We start from the raw sequence: 20,261 nt of genomic DNA, 5'->3' as shown, positions 1-20,261 counted from the left end.
TGGCATGACCACCACACTGCCCACCGACAGCAGCGCCCGCCTGCCCGGGCTGATCCGACGACTGACCGGTGACGAGAAGCACGCGCCGAGCGCGCACTCCACCATCGACGTGCTCCAGGTGCTCTACGACCGGGTGCTGCGGGTCACCCCCGACACGGTCGACGCCCCTGAGCGGGACCGCTTCCTGCTCTCCAAGGGCCACGGACCGGCCGCCTACTACGCGGTGCTCGCCGCACACGGCTTCATCCCGGACGCCTGGCTCGACGACCTGGCCGGCCCGGAGAGCCGGCTCGGCCACCACCCGGACCGGCTCCTGGTGCCCGGGGTCGAGATCGGCTCCGGCTCGCTCGGGCACGGGCTCGGGCTGGCCGTCGGCACCGCGCTCGGCCTGCGCGCCCAGGGACTGCTGAAACCCCGGGTGTACGTGCTGCTCGGCGACGCCGAACTCGACGAGGGCTCCAACCACGAGGCGATCGCGTACGCGGGAGCGACAGGCCTGGACAACCTCACAGCCGTCGTGGTCGACAACGCGTCGGCCAGCTACGGGTGGGCCGGTGGCATCGCCAGCCGGTTCACAGTCAACGGCTGGACCGCCGACACCGTCGACGGCCGGGACCACGAAGCCCTGTACGCGGCGCTGACCGGGCACCGGCCACGACACCCGCACCTGGTGGTAGCCCGCACCGAGAGCAAGGGATGACCGACATGCGTACCGCCTTCATCGACACCGCCACCGCGCTCCTCGACGAGGACCCGCGTACCGCACTGGTGCTGGCCGACATATCGGCGGCCCAGTTCGCCCCAGCGGGGCACCGGCACCCGGACCGGGTGCTCAACGTGGGCATCCGGGAGCAACTGATGATCGGCGTGGCCGGGGGGCTGGCCCTGACCGGGCTGCGTCCGATCGCGCACTCGTACGCGACGTTCCTGGTGGACCGGGCGTACGAGCAGATCAAGTTGGACCTGGATCACCAGGGCGTGGGCGCGGTCCTGGTCAGCATCGGCGCGTCGTACGACGGGTCGGCGGAGGGCCGCACCCACCAGTCACCCGGGGACGTGGCGCTCTTCGACTCCCTCGGCGACGGCTGGACGGTCCGGGTGCCCGGCCACCCGGACGAGGTGGCGCCGCTGCTGCGCAACGCCGCGACCACCGACGATCCGGTCTACCTGCGGCTCTCCGAGCAGCGCAACACGGAGGCGTACCCGGATGCCAGCCGGCTACTGGTGCTCCGGCGGGGCCTGGCGGACGCGCCGCTCGTGGTGGCGGTCGGACCGATGCTCGACCCCACACTGGCGGCGACCGAGGGGATGGACGTGACGGTGGCGTACACCCACACGCCCCGGCCGTTCGACAGCCGTGGGCTGCGGGCGCTCGCCAGCACCGACGTGGTGCTTGTCGAGCCGTACCTGGCGGGAACGTCGAGCGCTGTCGTCAGCCGGGCACTGGCGGACGTACCGCACCGACTGCTCGCCCTCGGGGTCGGTCAGACCGACCTGCGACGGTACGGCGACCCGGCCGACCACGCCCGGTGGCATGGTCTGGACGCCGACGGCCTGCGTAGGTCGATCAGCGCGTTCCTGGGGTCAGTTGGAGGCTGAGACGGCGGGGCGGCGGCGAGCGCGCTCGCGACCGAGGATCCAGATCGCCTCGACGCCGTCCTTCCAGGTGATCTTCTTGCCCTCTTCGCGCCCCCGCGCCCGGTAGCTGATCGGCACCTCGTACGGCCGGATCCGGCGACGCAGCAGCTTGCCGGTCACCTCGGCCTCCATGCCGAAGCCGCGCGAGCGCACCTCGAGCGAGCGGTAGAGCGCAACCGGCATCAGCTTGAAGCAGGTCTCCAGGTCACCGATGTACGAGTTGAACAGCACATTGGCCGCCATCGTGACGCCCTTGTTGCCCATCACGTACCAGAAGCTGTAGGCGCTGTGGCTACCGAAGGTGCGATTGCCGTAGACCACCGTGGCCCGCCCGTCGAGCACCGGGTCGAGCAGCTTGGGGATGTCCTGCGGGTCGTACTCCAGGTCGGCGTCGAGGATGACCATGTAGTCGCCCTCGGCGCTGTCGACAGCAGTCTTGATGGCGGCACCCTTGCCGGCGTTGCGCTGGTGGGTGATGACCCGCAGGCGCGCGTCGTCGGCGCGACCGAGGACCTCGCCGGTGCCGTCGCGGCTGCCGTCGTCGACGACGACGAGTTCGATCTCACAGGGATAGTCCACCGCCAATGCCTGCTTGAGGGCATCCGCGATGCGTTCTTCCTCGTTGTAGACCGGCATGAGGATCGAGAGCTTCACGGGAATCTCCACGGTGGCGGCAACACGACGGCCATAGCCTAGCCTGGTTGATTTGTTAACCACATACCGCCACCGTGGGCAGTCGGCGCGGCGGGTTCAGATCCATGGTGTTTACTTCCGCCATGTCGGCTGCCGGCTCCCTGCTCGCGGCGGTTCCCGCCGCCGCGTTGCTCCTGCTCACCGTCGCGGTGCGGCCACGCGAGGTTGGTGCAGTGGCACCGCTGCGGCTCGGCGTGGTGCGCGCCGTCCTGCTCGGCGGGGCGTACGCGGTGCTCGTCGTCGAGGTGCTCGGCGCGTCGCACGCACTGACCCGACAGGCCTTCGCCGTCGCCTGGTTGCTCTTCCTGGCCGCTGCCGCGACAGCGGCCGGTCTGCGGTGGCGACGCGAAGCCGGCCTCGGGCAGCAGTTCGCAGCCACGTCGGTGACAGTCGGCAACGCGCCGGTGACAGTCGGTGCCGTGCCGCGACAGGTTCCGGTGGGGGCGGTGGTGTCCGGTGGCGGCCCCGACGTTTCCGCCCCGGCCGCCGAGCGCGTTGAGCCCGACCCCGCGCCGGCTCGGGCCGGTTGGGGGCCCGCCAGCCTGCTCGCCGTGGCGGTCGGCACCTGGCGTACGGCCCGACCGGGCGAGCGGCTCCTCGCCGGCACGATCGGCGGGCTGGTCCTGGTGGAGCTGCTTGTCGCGCTGCTGGCCGAGCCGAACAACTTCGACTCGCAGACCTATCACCTGCCGAAGGTGGAGCACTGGGTCGCCCAGGGCGACCTGGACTTCTGGCCCACCGCCATCCACCGGCAGGTGACCATCCCGCCCGGCGCCGAGTACCTGCTGCTGCACCTGCGTCTGCTCACCGGCGGGGACCAGCTGTACAACCTGGTGCAGTGGGCGGCCGGAGTGGTCTGCCTCCTGGTGGCCGCGCGGATCACCGCGCAGCTCGGCGGCGGCCGGCGGGCCCAGTTGCTCACCGCGTTCGTGCTGGCGACCACGCCGATGGTGGCGCTCCAGGCGACCAGCACGCAGACCGACCTGATCTGCGCGGCGTGGGTGGCCTGCGCGGCGACGCTGGTGCTGGACGGGCTGCGTCGGCGGACCGGCTGGGGCACGCTGCTCGGGCTGGGGGCGGCCACCGGGCTGACCGCGGTGACCAAGACCAGCGGCCTGATCGCGGTCGGCCCGCTGCTGGTGCTCTGGGGGTTGGCCCAGCTGAGGCTGGCCCGGGCCGATCAACCGGCACCGGCGGGCCCGGCGGCGGCGGGCGGGGGACGGCGGTCCTGGTCGGTCGGCGGGCTGGCCCGCACGGTTGGCGGTTCGGTGTTGATCCTGGTGGTCGCGGCCGTGGTGGTCGGCCCGTTCCTGGCGCGGGTGACCGCCGAGTTCGGGCACCCGCTGGGGCCACCCCGGCTGCGCGAGTCCATCCCGATGGAACGGCACGACCCGGCGTCGATAGTGGTCAACGCGCTGCGGATCGGACACACCGCGTTCGACACCCCGCTGGCACCGCTGCGTCGGGCCGGAGCCGAAGTGATCATCAGCGGCGCCGAGGCGGTCGGGGTCGACCCGCAGGACCGCGCGATCACCTTTGGTCGGGAGCTGTTTCCGGAGCCGGCCTGGTATCCGGACGAGGACCGGGTGGCGTTTCCGCTGACCGGGGCGTTGGCGGTGATCGGCGCGGTGATCGCGCTGGCCCGACCACGACGGATCGCACCCGAGCGGGCCGGGTCGCTGCGGGCGTACGCCGCGGTGGTGCTGACCGCCGCACTGCTGCACACCGCGATGATCAAGTGGCAGCCGTGGGGAAACCGGCTGCTGCTCTACGCCGTGGTGCTGGCCGTGCCCCTCGCCGGCCTCTGGCTGGACGCGCTCCTGCGTGACCGCGCGGGCGGGCGTCGCTCGGTGGCCACCGTGGCGGCCGTCACCGTGCTGGCCACCTCGGCGCTGGCCGGAGTGCTCGCACTGTCGTACGGCTTCCCGCGCCGACTGGTCGGGGCCGGCTCGGTGTTCACCACCTCGGACTGGGACACCCGCTTCCTGCGCCGACCGCAGTGGGCCGACGAGTTCCGCTGGGCGGCGACAGTGGTCCAGGACAGCGGTGCGCGCCGGATCGGGCTGGTGCAGCAGAACGACAACTGGGAGTACCCGTGGTGGCTGCTGCTGCGGCAGCCCGACGGCGGCTCACCGGACCTGGTGGCGTTGCAGTCCGTACTGCCGGAACGACCGCCGGCCGAGCCCTCCTCTGTCGACGCGATCGTCTGCACCGGCAACAAGGCGGCCTGCGCCAAACTCGTCCCGGCCGGCTGGCGGCTGGAGTTCCGCAACTACGTCGGCTACGCCCTGCCACCGGGCCGCTGAACCAGGAGCCGGCCCAGAGCCGCCCTGGCGCCAAACCGCAGGCCCGGATAGTCCGATCCGGGCGGTTCTGCATCCCGCGCGCAAGGATCTGAGGCGCATTCACATCTGTTGATCCGCACGTTACCGTCTGGTAACTCAATCGACGTCCCGCGATTGAGCCGAAAGGAGTGCGTCGATGCCTGCAATCCCCGCCAGGCCCGAACGCGCGACCCGACGACGGGCCATCACCGTCGCCGTCGCCGTCGCCGCTCTCGTCCTACCGATGCTCGCCGGACCGGCCACCCCCGCCACCGCCGCCGACCGACCAACCGTCCAACCACTCCCCGCCAACCTCGAAGCCATCCGGGCCGCCGAGGCCACCGCCCTCTACGGCAGCCCGGCGATCCGCCCGATCGAACAGCGCCGCACCGCGTTGGTCACCATGGGTGACAGTGAGATCTCCGGTGAAGGGGTCGGCAACTACGTCCCCGGCACCCACCAGGACGGCAACTGGTGCGACCGCTCGTACGACCAGGCGGTGTTCCGCACCGGCATCACGTCGGACGCGCAGTACAACATCGCCTGCTCCGGTGCCACCCCCTGGAACCTCATCGCTGGCGGCCCGACCCAGCACAACGAGCTGAACCAGGGCGACCACCTGGGCATCAAGGCACGCAACACGCACGTGAAGCTGATCTGGGTGGTGGTCGGCGCGAACGGCGACGGCACCATCCAGTTCGGTCCGGTCGCCACCGACTGCGCCGTCCGCCGGGTCTTCTTCCAGGGCGCCTGCTACCCCACCTACACCGACCAGTGGACGATCCGCACCGACGGCAGCCGGCAGGCCGTGGAGTCGGCGCTCACCGACATCCGGCAGACCATGACCAACGCCGGCTACCTGCGGTCGGACTACGAGCTGGTGCTGATGTCGTACCCGAGTCCCGGCAGCCCAGACGTGGAGGACAACCCCAACTTCCCCGGCTGGTACTCCGGTGGTTGTCTGCTCTACCTGGCCGACGCGGCGTTCGCCCGGAACAAGGCGGTGCCGATGTTCGAGTCGGCGCTGCGCTCGGCAGCGGCGAACACCGGCACCCGCTACCTGGACGCCAGCCGGCTCTTCCACGGGCACGAGGTGTGCACCGACAACACCTCGGTCCGTGGCCTCTACATCGAGGTCGGCATCTGGAACGAGAACGCCGCCCGCCAGTCGTTCCACCCCAACGCCCGTGGGCACGGCATGTTCGCCCAGTGCATCACACAGTTCTGGAACTCCGGGCAGACGCGGGCAAGCTGCGTCGACCCGGCCAGCACCGGCGGCGGCGTGCTCTACCCGGGGCTGCTGGAGTTCAAGCAGCTGCGCAACCTCGCCACCGGCACCTGCGTCGACGGCAAGGGGTACGACTCCCGCAACGGCACCGCGCAGCAGCCGTACTCCTGCCACGGTGGGCGCAACCAGGGCTTCTGGTACGACTCGGCCCGGCGGTCGCTGCACTCGGAGCTGTCCCACGACCGGTGCCTGGACGTCGCCAACAGCTCGATGAACGCCGGCACCGCTGTCAACATCTACGACTGCAACGGCACCGGCGCGCAGCAGTTCGTCTTCGTTGGTAACCAGATCAGGCCGGCGAGCGCCACCAACCTCTGCGTGGCGTTCGACAACCCGCTGCTGGGCAGCTCTCGCCTGCGGTTGGCGAACTGCTCCACCAGCACCCGGCAGCAGTGGTCGTTCGAGGCCCGTACCGCCGCCAACCCGGTCGGCTACGGTCACGACGACTTCATCGGCTCCCGCGTCTACTGAGGTGGGCAGGGGCCCTGGCGTCGACCAGGGCCCCTGCGCTCACTTGGCGCGGGGAATGAGGATGAGCCGGGCCACGCCCTTGTCGCCGTCCTTCGCTCCGGCGACGCCGAGCGTCGCGCCGACCTTCACCTCGCTCGGCTGCACGGTGGCCCGCCGCTCGACCACCCGCAGGTCGTCGCCGAAGGTCCAGGTCATGGTGAAGCCGTCGGTGGACTTGACGGTCATCGAGTCGCCGTCGATGGCGGTCACCTCGCCGCGCTGCACGGCGACGGTCTGCGTACCGCCGTCCTTCGTCTTCACCACCGCCTCACCGTGCAGTGTGTTCTTGCGCAGCAGCACGCGGGCCTGGCGGCGCTTGCGCCACTCCTCGCCGCGCTTCTCCCGGCCCTTCTCCTGCGCGCTGGGGGACGCACCCGGCGTCGGGGTGGCCGGTGCGGCGACGGTCAGTACGTCCAGGTCGTCGGCGTCGAAGCCCATCGCGGTCAGCGCCTGACCCTCGACCCCCATGGCGGCGGCGACCTCGACGGCGACGTCCCGGGCGGGCTGGCTGGCCACCTCGGCCGCCCCGCAGCCGCTGACGCCCAGCGCGACCGCCGCGAGCAGTGCCGTGGTGCCGGTGGCGATACCCCAACGTGGCATGACTCTCCCTCTCGTCAGTGGAGCCCTCAGCCTTCCCGGGAACGACGAGCGGAGCGTCAGACCGATGTTCGGGTCAGGTAAGGATCGCCGGGCAGTTGGACCGTGAAGGCGGCACCGCCCTCCGGCGCGTGCCCCGCGGCGATCTCCCCGCCCAACCGGCGGACTAGCCCGGCGGCCAGCGCCAACCCCAGTCCGCTGCCCACCTTGCGCACCCCCCGGTAACGCTCGTGCAGGGCACCGCGTTCGAAGGCCACCGCCAGGTCGTCGTCGGTGAAGCCGGGCCCGCCGTCGCGAACCTCCAACACGCCGCCGTGCGCCGGGTCCGCGCCGGCCGGCCGGACCGCGAGCACCACCGGCGACCCCGGGGGTACGACCCGCAGCGCGTTCTCCAGCAACCCGTCCAGCACCTGCCGGATCCGCCCCGGATCGGTGTACGCGGGCACCGGCCGACCAGGCGTCTCCACCCGGAACGGCACGCCCACCGCAGCGCACCGACCGGACCAGGTCGGCTCCGCGTCTACCGCCAGTCGGGTCAGGTCGACCGGCACCGGTTCCAGGGGGAAGTCGGCGGCCTCCAACCGGGCCAGTGCCAGCAGGTCACCGATCAGCCGGTCCAGGTGTTGGGCTTCGGTCAGCATCGTCCGACCGGTGTCCACCGTGTCGTCGGCACCGAGCACCCCGTCGGCGAGTGCCTCGGCGTACCCCCGGATCGCTGTCAGCGGGGTGCGCAGCTCGTGCGAGACGGAGAGCAGGAACTCCCGCTGTCGACCCTCGCTGGTGGCCAGTGCGGCAGCGAGCCCGTTCAACGCCTCGGCCAGGTCGGCAACCTCGTCCGGCGGCTCGACCGGCACCCGGACGGCGCGGTCACCCGCTCGCAGCCGGGCGGCGGCGGTGGCCGCGACCCGGATCGGCCGGGCCAGCCGACGGGCCAGCAGCAGCCCCGCCACCACACCGGCGGTCAACCCCGCCAGCAGCGGCAACCACAGGCTGAGCAGCACCCGGGCCCACAGCCCGTTGGCCAACGGACGGGAGAGCACCACCCCGTTGCCGCCGGGCAGGGCCCGACCCTCGACCAGGGCCCGCTCACCGTTGACCGCGCGACGGGCCGACACGTTGCGGCCCTGCCCGATCCGCTGCACCACCCGGGGTGGCAGACCCGCCCGGTCGACCGCCCCACGCCGGATCAGGTACGCGTCGATGCCCTGGTCGCGCAGTTGCTGGATGAGCCGCTCCTCGTCGGCGCTGCGACCCCGGTCGAGGCGGGTCCGCAGCACCTCGGCCGCGAGCCGGGCCTGGGCGGCGAGTGCCTCCTGCTCGCTGCGCTCCGCGCCCCGGATCGCCAACGGCACCGCGACGATGGCGGTGACCAGCACCGACACCAGCGCCACCGCGCAGGTGACGAGCACCGCGCGGGCGGTCAGCGTACGACCGAATCGGCCTCGTCGAGGTGCGGCGGGTGGGGTGGCGCCGACCACCGGCAGGGCCATGGTCGGCGACTCGACGTGCCCGGGTTGGTCAGGCATCGACCGCGTACCCCACACCGCGATGGGTCCGGATCACGCTCGCCGGGCCGAGCTTCGCGCGCACCTGGGCGACATGCACGTCCACCGTCCGGGTGCCGGCGTGCGCCGCGTAACCCCAGACCCCGGCCAGCAGCTCCTCCCGGGTGAAGACCCGGCCCGGCCGGGCCATCAGGTGGGCCAGCAGGTCGAACTCGGTGGACGTGAGCTGCACCAGGGCACCGGCGGCGGTGACCGTGCGGCGGGCCGGGTCGAGCGTCACCGGCCCGACGACCCGTGGCCGGTCCGCGCCCTCCGGGCCGCCGGCGGATCGGCGCAACACCGCGCGCACCCGGGCGACCAGCTCCCGTGGGCTGAACGGCTTGGTGACATAGTCGTCGGCGCCCAACTCCAGGCCGACGATCCGGTCCACCTCGTCGTCCCGGGCGGTGAGGAAGATGACAGGGGTCCAGTCGCCGGCCTCGCGCAGCCGGCGGCAGATCTCGGTGCCGGGCAGACCCGGCAGCGCGATGTCCAGGACGCAGGCCACCGGACGCAACCGGCGGGCCGCGCTCAGACCGGCCTCGCCGTCACGTTCCAGGTGGACGCCGAACCCGTCCCGGGCGAGGTAGAGCCGGACCAGGTCGGCGATGGCCGGCTCGTCCTCCACGACGAGGACGAGCCCGCGATGCGGTGGTTCGACGGTCACCGGCCCATGATTGCCGACTGCGAAGGCTCGGCGCGATCGGTACGTGTTCGAGTTCGGTAAAGGCGGTGCGACACCCGGTCGGGGTCAGCTCACCAGGACGGAGCGAACATGCCGGGCCGTGCGACGGCCGGTGCGTCACCGATGCTGGCGACGACCCGGGCGCCGGGCGGCCGCAGGCGGGTCCGGAACGCCTGGTTGAGCAGCGCGTCGAGCTGCCAGACCTGCTTCGGGTGGCTGGTCCGGATCAGGAACCGCTCACGGATCCCGTCGATCGCGGTGGCCGCCATCTCCACCGACTGCAGCCGCGGGTCCGGGCTCCAGGTGACGTTACTCAGCTCGCGCAACTCGGTGTTGAGGTGCAGGCGCAGTCGGTGCAGAAGGCGGGTCTGCTGGGTCACCACCAGGCGGCGGTGCGTGAGTAGCAACAGGTAGTCGCCGGTGACCGGACGGTCGGGGCGGCTGCAACGGGTGACCAGGATGGTGGCGTCACCGGAGCCGACGCAGCGCCGGAAGACCGGCATGTGCCGGCTCACCGTCTGCACGGCCAGGCCAGCCTCAGCGGCGGCCGGAAGGAACGTTCGGGAGAAGACGTCCATGACCTGCCCAACGACCTCCCCAGCGGGGTGACGTGGGTCACGGATGTTTTTTGGAAGTTCCACGCCGCATGTCGCACTGCCTGTCCGACTTCCGACTCGGACGGATCATGGTCAGGAGTTGGGCTGAAGTGGACTGGCGGCGAACAGCTCCTCCAGCCAGCCCGGGACCGCGTCGGCGTACTCGGCGCGGGACTCCTCGGCGGTGTCCAGTGCCCGACGCCAGGAGAGCGACCGGCTCACCGGCCCCAGGCCGATGGCGAGGTCGGCGGCCTCCACGAGGGTCCGGCGGTCGTACCGGTCGGTCCACGCCTCCAGGTAGGCGTCGCGCAACCGCACCAGTTGGGCGTCGTCGGCGGCGAGCTTCCTCTCGTGCCCGATGGACCGCAGGGTCACCAGCAGCGTGCCGAACGGGTGCGCCACCGAGGCGTCACCCCAGTCGAAGTAGCGGTACCCGGCCTCGCCAGCGAAGACGTTGCCGTCGTGCAGGTCGTCGTGTTGCACTGTCGCCGGGATGCCGAGGTCGGCGAGCCGGCGGCACCGCTGCGCGTACGACGGCAGCTCGGCCCGCAGCCGCTCGTGCAACTCCGGACTCAGCCCGCCCTCCACGCCGACCAGCAGCGCCTCGTGATCGTCGAGCAGCTCGGCGAAGAGGCCGGCCAGCACCTCCGGGCGCTGATCCGGCACCCCCAGGGCGACCAGGTCGTCGGCGCGCGACGCGCTCGCCAGTTGCAGCTGCGCGTACCCGGGCAGCGCCCGCTCCCAGTGCGCCAGATCGGGGTCGCGCCCCAACACGTCGCGCAACGACTCACCGCCGTCGGGCAGCAGCGACCAGCCCTGCGCCGGGTCCACGGCGATCGGCGTCAGCACCCGGTCGGGCGTCGACTCGGCGAGCGCCGCGATCAGGACCGCCTCGTGCACAGTGCCCGGGTTGTTGGCCTTGAACCAGACCGGCCCGTCGTCGGTCGGCACCCGCCAGACCAGTGACCAGGGACGCACCCTCGGCTCCACCAGCCCGGTCACCCGCCGGCCGGCCCGGCTGAGCTGCGCGTCGACCCAGGATCGGGCCCGCACCTGCCACTGCTCGCTGGACCAGTCGGGCGCGCGCTCACCGGCGATCGTCGTCACGCTGGGCACCTTAGGCGGCCGTCCCGCATCGAGGCGAGGCGTTTTCCCGCCAGTGTCAGACCAGCTCGACGATTGTGGCGTTGGCCATGCCACCGCCCTCGCACATGGTCTGCAGGCCGTAGCGGATGCCGTTGTCCCGCATGTGCTGGAGCATCGTGGTCATGATCCGGGCACCGGAGCCGCCGAGCGGGTGACCGAGGGCGATCGCCCCACCACGCGGGTTGAGCCGCTCCGGGTCCGCCTCGGTCTCCGCCAGCCAGGCCAGCGGCACCGGGGCGAACGCCTCGTTCACCTCGTACACCCCGATCTCCTCGATGCCCAGCCCCGCGCGGCGCAGCGCCTTCGCGGTGGCCGGGATGGGCGCGGTGAGCATGGTGACCGGGTCGTCGGCGGCGACCACAGCGGTGTGGATCCGGGCCAGCGGGCGCAGGCCGTGCCGGCTGGCCCAGTCGGAGGTGGTCACCGCGAGGGCGGCGGCGCCGTCGGAGATCTGCGACGCGGAGCCGGCGGTCACCACGCCGTCGGCGCGGAACGGGGTGGCCAGCTCGCCCAGCTTCTCCAGGGAGGTCTCCCGGCGGATGCCCTCGTCGGCGGCAAACTTGCCACCGTCGGCGAGCGGCACCGGAGTCAGCTCCCTGTCGAACGCGCCGGCGTCCTGTGCGGCGGCTGCCTTCTCGTGGCTGGCCAGCGCGAACTCGTCCAGCTGGGTACGCGAGAGGCGCCACCGCTGGGCGATCAGCTCGGCCCCGACCCCCTGGTTGAACGGCAGCGGCGCGTCGTCGGCGAAGCCCTCGACGCCCCGGTAGCGGGCGCGCAGCTGGTCACTGAACGGCATGCCGCCAGCCACGCTGGAGCCCATCGGCACCCGGGTCATCGACTCGACGCCGCCGGCGACCACCAGGTCCGCCTGGCCGGAGAGCACCGTCGCTGCGGCGAAGTGCAGGGCCTGCTGGCTGGAGCCGCACTGGCGATCCAGTGTGGTGCCGGGCACCGTCTCGGGCCAGCCGGCGGCGAGCACGCCGTTGCGGGCGATGTTCCACGACTGTTCGCCGACCTGGGACACACAGCCCCAGAAGACGTCGTCGACCTGGGCCGGGTCGAGCCCGGTGCGCTCGGCGAGGGCGCGCAGCACGTGCGCCGAGAGGTCGACCGGGTGGACGCTGGCGAGGCTGCCCTTGCGCCGCCCGACCGGGGTACGTACCGCGCCGACGATGACCGCGTCACTCATGTTTACTCCCCGGTAACTTGGGCTGTCCCGATCCTACGCCGACCAGCGCCCACGGCACCGCCCCCGGACTCTCCCGCGTCGATCAAGGAGTTGTGGTGGGCAGAAGTTTCCACTTCGCACCATATGTGGGGCAGCACAACTCCATGATCGACCCGCGCGAGGCTTCGATCCGACGGACCGCTGGCATGCTGGGTGGGTGGATGAGATCTCCCCGGCCCGGCAGTGGCGAGTGCAGGCGAGCCTGCCGGCGGCGAAACTCGCCGGTGCGGTTCTGCTGATCGCGCTCGGGTTGCTCTTCGCCGACGGCGACGCGGTCCGGCTGGTGCTGGCCATTCTGGCCGCCGCCGTCCTGGCCGGCTGGGCGGTACGCGACCTGATCGCACCGGTCCGACTGGCGGTGGACCCGGCAGGACTCACCGTCATCCGCGGGTTCGCCGGTCGCCGGCTGCTGCCCTGGTCGGCGATCGAGGCGATCACCGTGGACCGTCGACCGCGACTGGGGCTGACGTCCGAGGTCCTGGAGATCGACGCGGGCGAGTCACTGCACCTCTTCAGCCGCTACGACCTGGGCACCACCCCGGAAGAGGTAGCCGCCGAGCTGCGGAGCGCCCGCCCGGTCAGGTGAGCAGTTGGGCGGTCCGGAAGAGGACGAGCACGAGCAGGACCAGCAGGATGATCGCCCCACCGGCGACCTGCACCAGCGTCCGCCGACTCCGCGGCGCGTACGCGAGCACCAACGCCATCAGCGCGCCGACCACCAGCCCACCCAGGTGCCCGGGGATCGAGATGCCCGGCACGGCCAGCGTGAACACCAGGTTGATCACCAGGATCGGGATGATCCGGGAGATGTCCCGGCCCAACCTGCGCTCGATGATGATCAGCGCGGCGAAGAGACCGAACACGGCGGTCGACGCACCGACGGTGGCCGCCCGCGGGCTGCTGAACAGGTACGCCGCCACGTTGCCGCCGAGGCCCGCGATCAGGTAGAGCGCGGCGAACCGCACGCGCCCGAGGTTGGCCTCCAGCGACCGGCCGAGCACCCACAGCGCCCACATGTTGAGCAGCAGGTGGAGCACGCCGTAGTGCAGGAACATCGCCGTGACCAGGCGGTACCACTGGCCCTCGGCGATCCCGCCGAGCGTGTAGTCGGAGAGGTAGGCCCGGCCGAGCACCGCGCCCCACTCGGTCAGCGGCGTGCTGCCGCCCATCAGACCGCCGAAGCCGGCGCCGCCGACCGCCGCGTCCCCGCCCCGGGCGGAGGCGATGGAGAGCAGCAGGAACAGCACGTTCACGGCGATCAGTGCCTTGGTGACATAGCCGTGCCGGCCGGCCGTACCGCCGCCGAAGGCGGTACGCGCCGGCCGGACACTGCGACGTCCCTCGTTGACGCACTCCGGGCACTGGTGCCCGACCGAGGCCTCCCGCATGCAGTCCGGGCAGATCGGCCGGTCGCAGCGGGTGCACCGGACGTAGGTCTCCCGGCCGGGGTGCCGGTAGCAGACCGGGGTGGTCGGCGGAGACTCGCTCACCGGGCCGACCCTCCCGCCACCACCGCGCGGTCCACCGGCACCGGCCGTGCTCCGGAGCGCTCAATCATGCGAGCAAAGGTACCTCGCCGGTCGCTCAGGAACCGGACCGCTCGATCTCGACCCGCTCGATGACGACGTCCTGGAGCGGACGGTCGCTCGGACCGGTCGGGGTGTTCGCGATCGAGTCCACGACCTTCACCGACTCCTCGTCGGCGACCTGGCCGAAGATGGTGTGCCGGTTGTTGAGGTGCGGCGTCGGGGACACGGTGATGAAGAACTGCGAACCGTTGGTGCCCGGTCCGGCGTTCGCCATCGCCAGCAGGTACGGACGGTCGAACCGCAGCTCCGGGTGGAACTCGTCGGCGAACTTGTAGCCCGGTCCGCCCCGACCGGTGCCCGTCGGGTCGCCCATCTGGACCATGAAACCGCTGATCACGCGGTGCGAGATGGTGCCGTCGTAGTACGGACCACTGCCCGGCTGACCGGTGCGCGGGTCGGTGTACTCACGGTTGCCCTCGGCCAGGTCGACGAAGTTGCGGACGGTCTTCGGCGCGTGGTTCGGGAAGAGCTCCAGCCGGATTGGGCCAGCGTTGGTGTGCAGGGTGGCGTAGACAGCCTCGGCCACGGGTACTCCTCACTCGTTGGTCAGTTCCATGCGGATCCTCCCATGTGCCCGATCTGGCATCGCGGAGGCATCCGAAGGTGGAGGATGACGAAGGAACAACTCCCAGGAGGTAGGACCGTGTTTGGATTCGGGCGGCGTAAGTCCCAGGGGCAGCTGGCCAAGGCCGAGCTGAACCAGAGCATCAGCCACCTGATGCTGGCAGCCAACCACGCCGCGAAGGGCGCCGGCGCCACCGTCGGCCCGCGGGTCCAGGTGGCCCGGGGCTACGTCGGACCGACCGCCGCGAAGGTACGCGACCGCGCGTCGACCGGCTGGGGGACGACTCTCACCACGCTGGCACCACTGGCGGCGGCTGCTCGTGATGGCGCCGCGCAGGCAGGGCCGCTGACCAGGAAGGCCAAGTCGAAGACCATGCGGATCACCGGTAAGAAGAAGCAGCCGCGTCGTCGCGGCTCGATGATGACCGGCCTGTTGGCGGCGGGTGCCATCGCCGGCCTGGCCGGCGCTGTCGCGCTGCGTCGCCGCCGGGAGCAGCAGGAATGGGCCGAGTACGACCCGACCCGCAGCACCCTGGAGCCGATGCGCGACGAGGTCGACTCGATCGAGGTGCGTACGCCGTCCGCCGCCCGGGGCTCCGACGGTTCCGCCATGTCCGGCGCGGCGGGGATGACCGGCGCGGGCAGCTCGGCGGTGGCCGGCGGCTCCAGCGCCAGCACCACCGCCCCGGCCAAGCAGACCGGTGCCCGCCCGACCGACAAGGTCCCGTCGGTCGCCGAGGGTGCCACCGACGTCTCCGGCCGGCCGACCGACGACCTCACCAAGGCGCTGGGCAAGGACACGGCCCGCACCAACGGCCGCCGCTGAGGTCAGCAGCAGCGCATCGGGCGCCGACGAGTGGGTTGACCCCGCTCGTCGGCGCTTCCGCGTGAGCGGTCAGAGCCAGCCGTTGCGGCGGAACCAGCGGTAGAGGGCCAGCGAGACGCCGAGCATCAGGGCCAGCACCACCGGATAGCCGTACGTCATCTTCAGCTCGGGCATGTTGTCGAAGTTCATGCCCTCGACGCCGGCGATGGAGGTCCAGACCGCGGCGATGGCCGCCCACGCGGCGATCTTGCGCATGTCGTTGTTCTGGTCCACGGTGACCTGGGCCAGCCGCGCCTGGAGGATCGAGTTCAGCAGGTCGTCGTAGGAGTTCACCTGCTCCACGGTGCGGCTCAGGTGGTCCTGCACGTCCCGGAAGTACTTGCGGATCTCCTTGGGCACGTCCCGGTTGACCTGGGAGGTCAGCGTCATCAGCGGCCGTTGCAACGGCACCACCGCCCGCTTGAACTCCACCAGCTCCCGCTTCATCTGGTAGATCCGCTGGATCCGCCCGTGGCCGTGCCTGTCGAAGACCTCCGCCTCTAGCACGTCCAGGTCGTCCTCGATCTGCTCGGCCACCTCCAGATAGAGGTCGACCACCCGGTCGGTCACCCCGTACGCCACCGCCCACGGGCCGTGCAGCAGCAACTCCTGCTTGGTCTCCAGGTCGGCGCGGATCGGGGCGAGCCGGCAGGCGTCCCCGTGCCGGACGCTGATCACGAAGTTCGGGCCGATGAAGAGCATCACCTGCCCGGTCTCCACCACCTCGGAGTTCTCGGTCAGCTCGGTGTGCTCGCAGTAACGGGCGGTGCGCAGCACCAGGAAGACGACGTCGCCGAACCGCTCCAGCTTGGGGCGCTGCTCGGCCTTGACCGCGTCCTCGACAGCCAGCTCGTGCAGGCCGTACGTCTCCGCGATGGCGGTCATCTCGGCCAGCTCCGGCTGGTGCAGGCCGATCCAGACGAAGCCGTGCTCCTCGCGGCGGGCGGCGGCCAGCGCCTCCGCGTACGTCCAGTCGCCGGGCTGCCGCTTGCCGTCGACGTAGAGCGCGCAGTCGACCACCGCGCTGCGGCCGGTGCCCGTGCCCGCCGGGGCCGGGACGGGCGGCGAGCCGTCGGCGTTGAGGATCCGGGTCATCGCCCGGACCGGGGAGGGCCACGCCCGAGGTCGCAACACCCGACCGGTGGTCGACGGTGCCGTCCGGTCCCGCTCTGTCCGATCCGTCATCGCGTCACCTCCCGCGCTCAGCTGCGGCTTGCAGGCTACGCCGACTGCGGTCGAGGACCGGTGTGACGGCGGTCGCGTGGGGAGGGCGGCGCCGGGCGGGCCGGGCCGCATCGGGGGGTGTGCGGGGAACGACACGGCCCACCCGGCACCTGTGGGGGCGGGAGGTTGTGCTGCCGCGTCAACCCGGGCGGGGCCGGCCCGGAGGCCGGGCGGTGAACTCCGCAGCCGACGGGGTGACGCTCGCAGCATTGTGGGCCAGCCGGCCGCCCGGAGGGGAGCCCCGGGACGGCCGGCATCGTCGTTCTGTCAGGAACCCGACAGTTAAATCAGCTGCGGACGGCCTCGACGGCCTCCGCGAGCCGCCGGACACCCTCGTCGATCTTGTCGGCGGTCACCGCCGAGAAAGCCAGTCGGAGCGCGTGCCGCCCGCCGTCCAGCATGAAGTCGCTGCCCTTGACCACGGCGACCCCGCGTTCGGCCGCCGCCGGGGCGAGCCGGTCGACGAGCACGTCCTCGGGGAACTCCACCCAGAGGAAGTAACCACCGTCGGGCTCCACGAACCGCGCCTGCGGCAGGTGCCGGCGCAACGACTCGGCGAGCACCTGCGACCGCTCACCCAGCGCCGCCCGGACCGTCTCGATCGAGCGGTCGATGTCACCGGAGACGCAGAACTGGTGCACGATCGCCTGGGACACCATCCCCGGGGAGATGTAGAGACTCGTCGCGTTCTTCGCGATGGAGGCGATCAGGTCCGCCGGGCCGACCAGGTAACCGACCCGCACACCCGGGCAGACCGTCTTGGTGAAGCTCGACGCGTGCACCACCACGTTGCGGGTGTCCAGCGAGAGCATCGACGGCAGCGCCTCGCCGCGGAAGCGGACATCCGCGTACGGGTCGTCTTCGAAGATCGTGAACTCGTACTCGGCGGCCAGGTCGAGCAGCTCCCGGCGCTTCTCCAGGGAGAGCGTCATGCCGGCCGGGTTCTGGTAGTTCGGAATGACGTGCGCGAGCCGGGGTCGGACCCCGGACTCCAGCAGCTTGCGCAGCTCGGCAGTGTCCAGGCCATCCGGCTGGACCGCGACGCCGTGCAGCTCGCTGCCCATCCGCTGGAGGTTGAGCAGCGTCCGGTCGTACGTCGGGCGTTCCACCACCACCGCGTCGCCGGGGCGGACCAGGTGGTCGAAGAGGAACGCGTCGGCCTGGAGCGACCCGTTGGTGACCAGCACCTGGTCGGCCTCGACCCCGTGCTTCTCGGCGATCCACTTTCGCAGCGGAAGGTACCCGACGGAGGTGCCGTACGCCGTCACCCCCGCGGGGTCGGCGTCGAAGGCGCGGACGGCGGCGGCCTTGAGCCCCTCGACATCGACGATGTCCAGCGAGGGAGCCCCACGGGCAAAGGAGATCAACTGCTCGGCGGTCATGGATGTTGAGCGTACGGGCGGCGGTGGGGAACGCGCGGTCGGCACGGCGATGTCCGCATCCTGAGCCACCGGGTCGGGTGACAGCACTCCACCGGTCGGCGGCAGATCAGACCGGAAGGGCGAGCGCGTCGTGCTGCGCGGCCCGGGAAAGTCCCTCCAGCTGCACGCCGAGCGCGTCGAGGAGCTGGCTCCAGTCGAAGTAGGAACGCCAGGCGGTGATCCGGCCCTTGCGGGCCCGGACCACGTCGGCCACCTCCCAGCTCACCAGGCGGCCGGTTGGCGCCACTGTGCCGTACGGCGAATGCAGGGTGCCGGTGTGGGTGCCGGTCAGCCGCAGCTCGACTGCGGCGCCACCACCCGTGCGGACCGCGCCCATCGGGTCGACCCGCAGGTCTCCGAAGGCGCCGGTCCAGGTGCGCAGCAGCGCGGGCAGCTCGATCGGCCGGACCGTCACGCCCGGCATGGCGTAGAACGCCTCCGGGGCGTAGAGATCCGGCAGCCGGGCCACGTCCCGACGCAGGAGCATGGCGTACTGCATCTCGACCAGCCGCTCCGCGTCGCGCATCGGGACCTCCCCAACGGGCCACGGCATCTCCGCTCCCGCAAGGGATGCCTACCCATCGATCCGGCCCGGTACACCACCCCCGGTCAGGTCGTGGCGACCGCCTGGCTCTCCGACCAGACCCGCATGATGTCCCGGACGGAGATCACGCCGGCCACCTCCCGGCCGTCGAGCACCACCAGGTGCCGGAACCCGCCCCGGGCCATCGCGGCTGCGGCCTCGGCCACCGTCCACTCCGGCCCGGCGTAGACCACGTCCCAGGTCAGGTGAGCGCCGGTGCGCTCCACGTCGCAGTCCAGGCCAGCGCCGATGGCCTTCAACACGTCGCGTTCGGTCATGATCCCCACGCCCTCGGAATCCGGGTCGATCACGACCGCCGACCCGATACCGCGGGCCGACATCATCCGGGCCGCCTGGCGGAGCGTGTGCTCCGGACCGACGACGAGGACCTGGCTGGACATCGCATCCCGTACCTGCATCACACATCACCCCTTTGGGACGGTGGCATTCGGTACGGACATGGTGGTCGGTGGATGTTTCCAGGACAAGAGCGGCATCGCACAAGCTGCGGCCGCTGGCTACTGTCGGATGGTGTCCACCGAGCCCCTGCGCTGCGCCGGCGCGCTGATCGTCGACCATGACGGCCGCATCTTCTTTCAGCGCCGCTCACCACACCGACGCCTGTTTCCCAACTGCTGGGACATCGTGGGCGGCCACCTGGAGCCCGGCGAGGACATCGACGAGGCGCTACGCCGGGAGATCACCGAGGAGACCGGCTGGGTCCTCTCCCACGTCCTGGGCCAGGTGGGCGAGTACAGCTACGTCGGCGACGACGGCCTGGCCCGGACCGAGTACGACTTCCTGGTCCGCGTCGACGGTGACCTCGACCGCCCCACCCTGGAGGCCGGCAAGCACACCGAGTACCGCTGGCTGGCGGAGCACGACGTGACAGTGCTCGACGAGCACCGCGACGTCAACGACGGGCTGATCCGACGGATCGCGGAGGAGGGCTTCGCCGTCCTGCGGTCGATCGGTCTGTGAACACCGTCGAACTGGCGCCGCACCGGATCGCCGGGCTGCTCGCGCCGGCCGTGGACCGGACCTTCCGCGCCGGCATGCTGGCCGGCCGGGACGGCGGTGGCGCCGAACTGTCCCAGCGTTACGGCGGAGTGACGGCCACCGGCTTCCTGGTCGACCTGCGCACCCGGCTGGCCGCACCCGGTGGCACTGTCGACGGGCCCGGGTTCGCGGCGATCACCCGCTACCAGGACCCGGTCGTCTGCCGGCGGACAGTGGACAAGCAGGTGGCGCATGGGATGATCTACCGCGGCCCGGACGGCGCCCTCTCCGCCACCGAGCGGGGCGGCGCCTTCCTCGCCGAGCTGTACCAGGTGCACGCCGAGGTCACCGAGGAACTGTGGGCCGGGCACGACGACCGGGTGGCCCGGCTGGTCGCCCTGCTCGGCCGACTGCTGTCGTACGCCCTCGTGTTGGCCGACGAGGAGGAGGACCGGGGCGGCTCGGCCTTCGCCGCGCTGGCGCCCCCGTACGAACCGGACGGCACCCCATCGGGCGTGCTGCTGCTCAACCGGCTCGGCACGCTGCGCCACCACCGGGCCGACGCGCACGCCGCCGCCTGGACTGCCGCCGGGCACACCGCGTCGAGCATCGCCGCCCTGCCGAGCGGTCCCGAACGGCTCGCCATCGAGTTGGAGACCGACCGGCGGGCCGCCGAACCGTACGCCGTGCTCAGCGCCGAGGAGCGCCTGACCATGCTTGCCGACCTGGCGGCCCTGCCCGGCTGACCCGGTTGGCCGGAGCGGCGC

Annotated in this window: 21 protein-coding genes; 8 read left to right on the top strand and 13 right to left on the bottom strand. The window is 71.7% G+C overall.

The genetic code is table 11. The features are described 5' to 3' along the window. Positions 1 to 4: 4 nt before the first annotated feature. Complete coding sequence (locus OH804_RS28845; RefSeq protein WP_406060698.1) at positions 5 to 700, top strand: transketolase; 696 nt, start codon at positions 5 to 7, stop codon at positions 698 to 700. 5 nt (positions 701 to 705) lie between these two features. Beyond that, positions 706 to 1,599, top strand: coding sequence for a transketolase family protein (locus tag OH804_RS28840; protein ID WP_196920252.1), 894 nt, complete (start codon positions 706 to 708; stop codon positions 1,597 to 1,599). Here the strand turns inward: OH804_RS28840 and OH804_RS28835 are convergent. After that, entirely contained in the window at positions 1,585 to 2,292 is a 708-nt protein-coding gene (locus OH804_RS28835) for a glycosyltransferase family 2 protein (RefSeq protein ID WP_406060696.1), read from the bottom strand. The genes OH804_RS28840 and OH804_RS28835 overlap by 15 nt on opposite strands. 122 nt (positions 2,293 to 2,414) lie before the next feature. On the opposite strand from OH804_RS28835, the gene OH804_RS28830 reads away from it, so the two are divergent. Together OH804_RS28830 and OH804_RS28825 are read left to right on the top strand one after the other, a co-directional pair. Continuing rightward, positions 2,415 to 4,637, top strand: a complete 2,223-nt coding sequence (locus tag OH804_RS28830) for a glycosyltransferase family 39 protein (RefSeq protein ID WP_406060694.1) — start codon at positions 2,415 to 2,417, stop codon at positions 4,635 to 4,637. A gap of 175 nt (positions 4,638 to 4,812) precedes the next feature. Next, positions 4,813 to 6,414, top strand: coding sequence for a ricin-type beta-trefoil lectin domain protein (locus tag OH804_RS28825; RefSeq protein ID WP_406060692.1), 1,602 nt, complete (start codon positions 4,813 to 4,815; stop codon positions 6,412 to 6,414). A 39-nt stretch (positions 6,415 to 6,453) separates the two neighbouring features. Here OH804_RS28825 and OH804_RS28820 read toward each other — a convergent pair whose 3' ends face one another. The 6 genes from OH804_RS28820 to OH804_RS28795 form a co-directional block, all read right to left on the bottom strand. Then, the gene (locus OH804_RS28820; RefSeq protein ID WP_196920254.1) at positions 6,454 to 7,053 is read right to left on the bottom strand and encodes a hypothetical protein; all 600 of its coding nucleotides are present in this window, start codon (positions 7,051 to 7,053) and stop codon (positions 6,454 to 6,456) included. Between the two features lie 56 nt (positions 7,054 to 7,109). Then, positions 7,110 to 8,576: a sensor histidine kinase gene (locus tag OH804_RS28815; RefSeq protein WP_406060690.1), complete on the bottom strand. Its 1,467-nt coding sequence runs from the start codon at positions 8,574 to 8,576 to the stop codon at positions 7,110 to 7,112. Beyond that, complete coding sequence (locus OH804_RS28810) at positions 8,569 to 9,261, bottom strand: response regulator transcription factor (RefSeq protein WP_196920256.1); 693 nt, start codon at positions 9,259 to 9,261, stop codon at positions 8,569 to 8,571. Before OH804_RS28810 ends, OH804_RS28815 begins: the two co-directional genes overlap by 8 nt. A gap of 89 nt (positions 9,262 to 9,350) precedes the next feature. Beyond that, positions 9,351 to 9,857 carry a hypothetical protein gene (locus OH804_RS28805; RefSeq protein WP_238662381.1) on the bottom strand — a complete coding sequence of 169 codons (507 nt, stop codon included), beginning with the start codon at positions 9,855 to 9,857 and terminating at the stop codon, positions 9,351 to 9,353. A 111-nt stretch (positions 9,858 to 9,968) separates the two neighbouring features. Continuing rightward, positions 9,969 to 10,982: an aminoglycoside phosphotransferase family protein gene (locus OH804_RS28800; protein ID WP_406060687.1), complete on the bottom strand. Its 1,014-nt coding sequence runs from the start codon at positions 10,980 to 10,982 to the stop codon at positions 9,969 to 9,971. 55 nt (positions 10,983 to 11,037) lie between these two features. After that, positions 11,038 to 12,210 (bottom strand): thiolase family protein, encoded by a 1,173-nt coding sequence (locus tag OH804_RS28795; RefSeq protein ID WP_406060685.1) that lies wholly within the window; start codon positions 12,208 to 12,210, stop codon positions 11,038 to 11,040. Between the two features lie 196 nt (positions 12,211 to 12,406). Between OH804_RS28795 and OH804_RS28790 the strand changes: the two genes are divergently transcribed. After that, positions 12,407 to 12,835: a PH domain-containing protein gene (locus tag OH804_RS28790; RefSeq protein ID WP_406060683.1), complete on the top strand. Its 429-nt coding sequence runs from the start codon at positions 12,407 to 12,409 to the stop codon at positions 12,833 to 12,835. Here the strand turns inward: OH804_RS28790 and OH804_RS28785 are convergent. Continuing rightward, positions 12,828 to 13,739: a rhomboid family intramembrane serine protease gene (locus OH804_RS28785; RefSeq protein ID WP_196920261.1), complete on the bottom strand. Its 912-nt coding sequence runs from the start codon at positions 13,737 to 13,739 to the stop codon at positions 12,828 to 12,830. The genes OH804_RS28790 and OH804_RS28785 overlap by 8 nt on opposite strands. A gap of 94 nt (positions 13,740 to 13,833) precedes the next feature. Then, entirely contained in the window at positions 13,834 to 14,364 is a 531-nt protein-coding gene (locus OH804_RS28780; protein WP_196920262.1) for a peptidylprolyl isomerase, read from the bottom strand. An 84-nt stretch (positions 14,365 to 14,448) separates the two neighbouring features. Here OH804_RS28780 and OH804_RS28775 point away from each other — a divergent pair, with 84 nt between their 5' ends. Then, positions 14,449 to 15,228: a hypothetical protein gene (locus OH804_RS28775; protein ID WP_406060681.1), complete on the top strand. Its 780-nt coding sequence runs from the start codon at positions 14,449 to 14,451 to the stop codon at positions 15,226 to 15,228. Positions 15,229 to 15,297: 69 nt separating this feature from the next. Here the strand turns inward: OH804_RS28775 and corA are convergent, their stop codons facing one another. The 4 genes from corA to OH804_RS28755 form a co-directional block, all read right to left on the bottom strand. Next, positions 15,298 to 16,452, bottom strand: coding sequence for a magnesium/cobalt transporter CorA (corA, locus tag OH804_RS28770; protein ID WP_406060679.1), 1,155 nt, complete (start codon positions 16,450 to 16,452; stop codon positions 15,298 to 15,300). 326 nt (positions 16,453 to 16,778) lie between these two features. After that, positions 16,779 to 17,873: a PLP-dependent aminotransferase family protein gene (locus tag OH804_RS28765; RefSeq protein WP_196920265.1), complete on the bottom strand. Its 1,095-nt coding sequence runs from the start codon at positions 17,871 to 17,873 to the stop codon at positions 16,779 to 16,781. Between the two features lie 106 nt (positions 17,874 to 17,979). Next, positions 17,980 to 18,438, bottom strand: a complete 459-nt coding sequence (locus tag OH804_RS28760) for an ester cyclase (protein WP_196920266.1) — start codon at positions 18,436 to 18,438, stop codon at positions 17,980 to 17,982. Positions 18,439 to 18,521: 83 nt separating this feature from the next. Continuing rightward, entirely contained in the window at positions 18,522 to 18,914 is a 393-nt protein-coding gene (locus OH804_RS28755; protein WP_406060677.1) for a cyclic nucleotide-binding/CBS domain-containing protein, read from the bottom strand. Between the two features lie 109 nt (positions 18,915 to 19,023). Here OH804_RS28755 and OH804_RS28750 point away from each other — a divergent pair, with 109 nt between their 5' ends. Together OH804_RS28750 and OH804_RS28745 are read left to right on the top strand one after the other, a co-directional pair. Continuing rightward, a complete protein-coding gene (locus tag OH804_RS28750; protein WP_406066711.1) occupies positions 19,024 to 19,476 on the top strand; it encodes an NUDIX hydrolase in 453 nt (150 codons plus the stop codon). Further along, positions 19,473 to 20,240: a hypothetical protein gene (locus OH804_RS28745; protein ID WP_406060675.1), complete on the top strand. Its 768-nt coding sequence runs from the start codon at positions 19,473 to 19,475 to the stop codon at positions 20,238 to 20,240. Before OH804_RS28750 ends, OH804_RS28745 begins: the two co-directional genes overlap by 4 nt. Positions 20,241 to 20,261: the final 21 nt, after the last annotated feature.

Source organism: Micromonospora sp. NBC_00860 (assembly GCF_045207375.1).
GTDB classification, from domain to species: domain Bacteria; phylum Actinomycetota; class Actinomycetes; order Mycobacteriales; family Micromonosporaceae; genus Micromonospora; species Micromonospora vinacea.
This window is presented reverse-complemented; position numbering and strand designations above follow the sequence as displayed.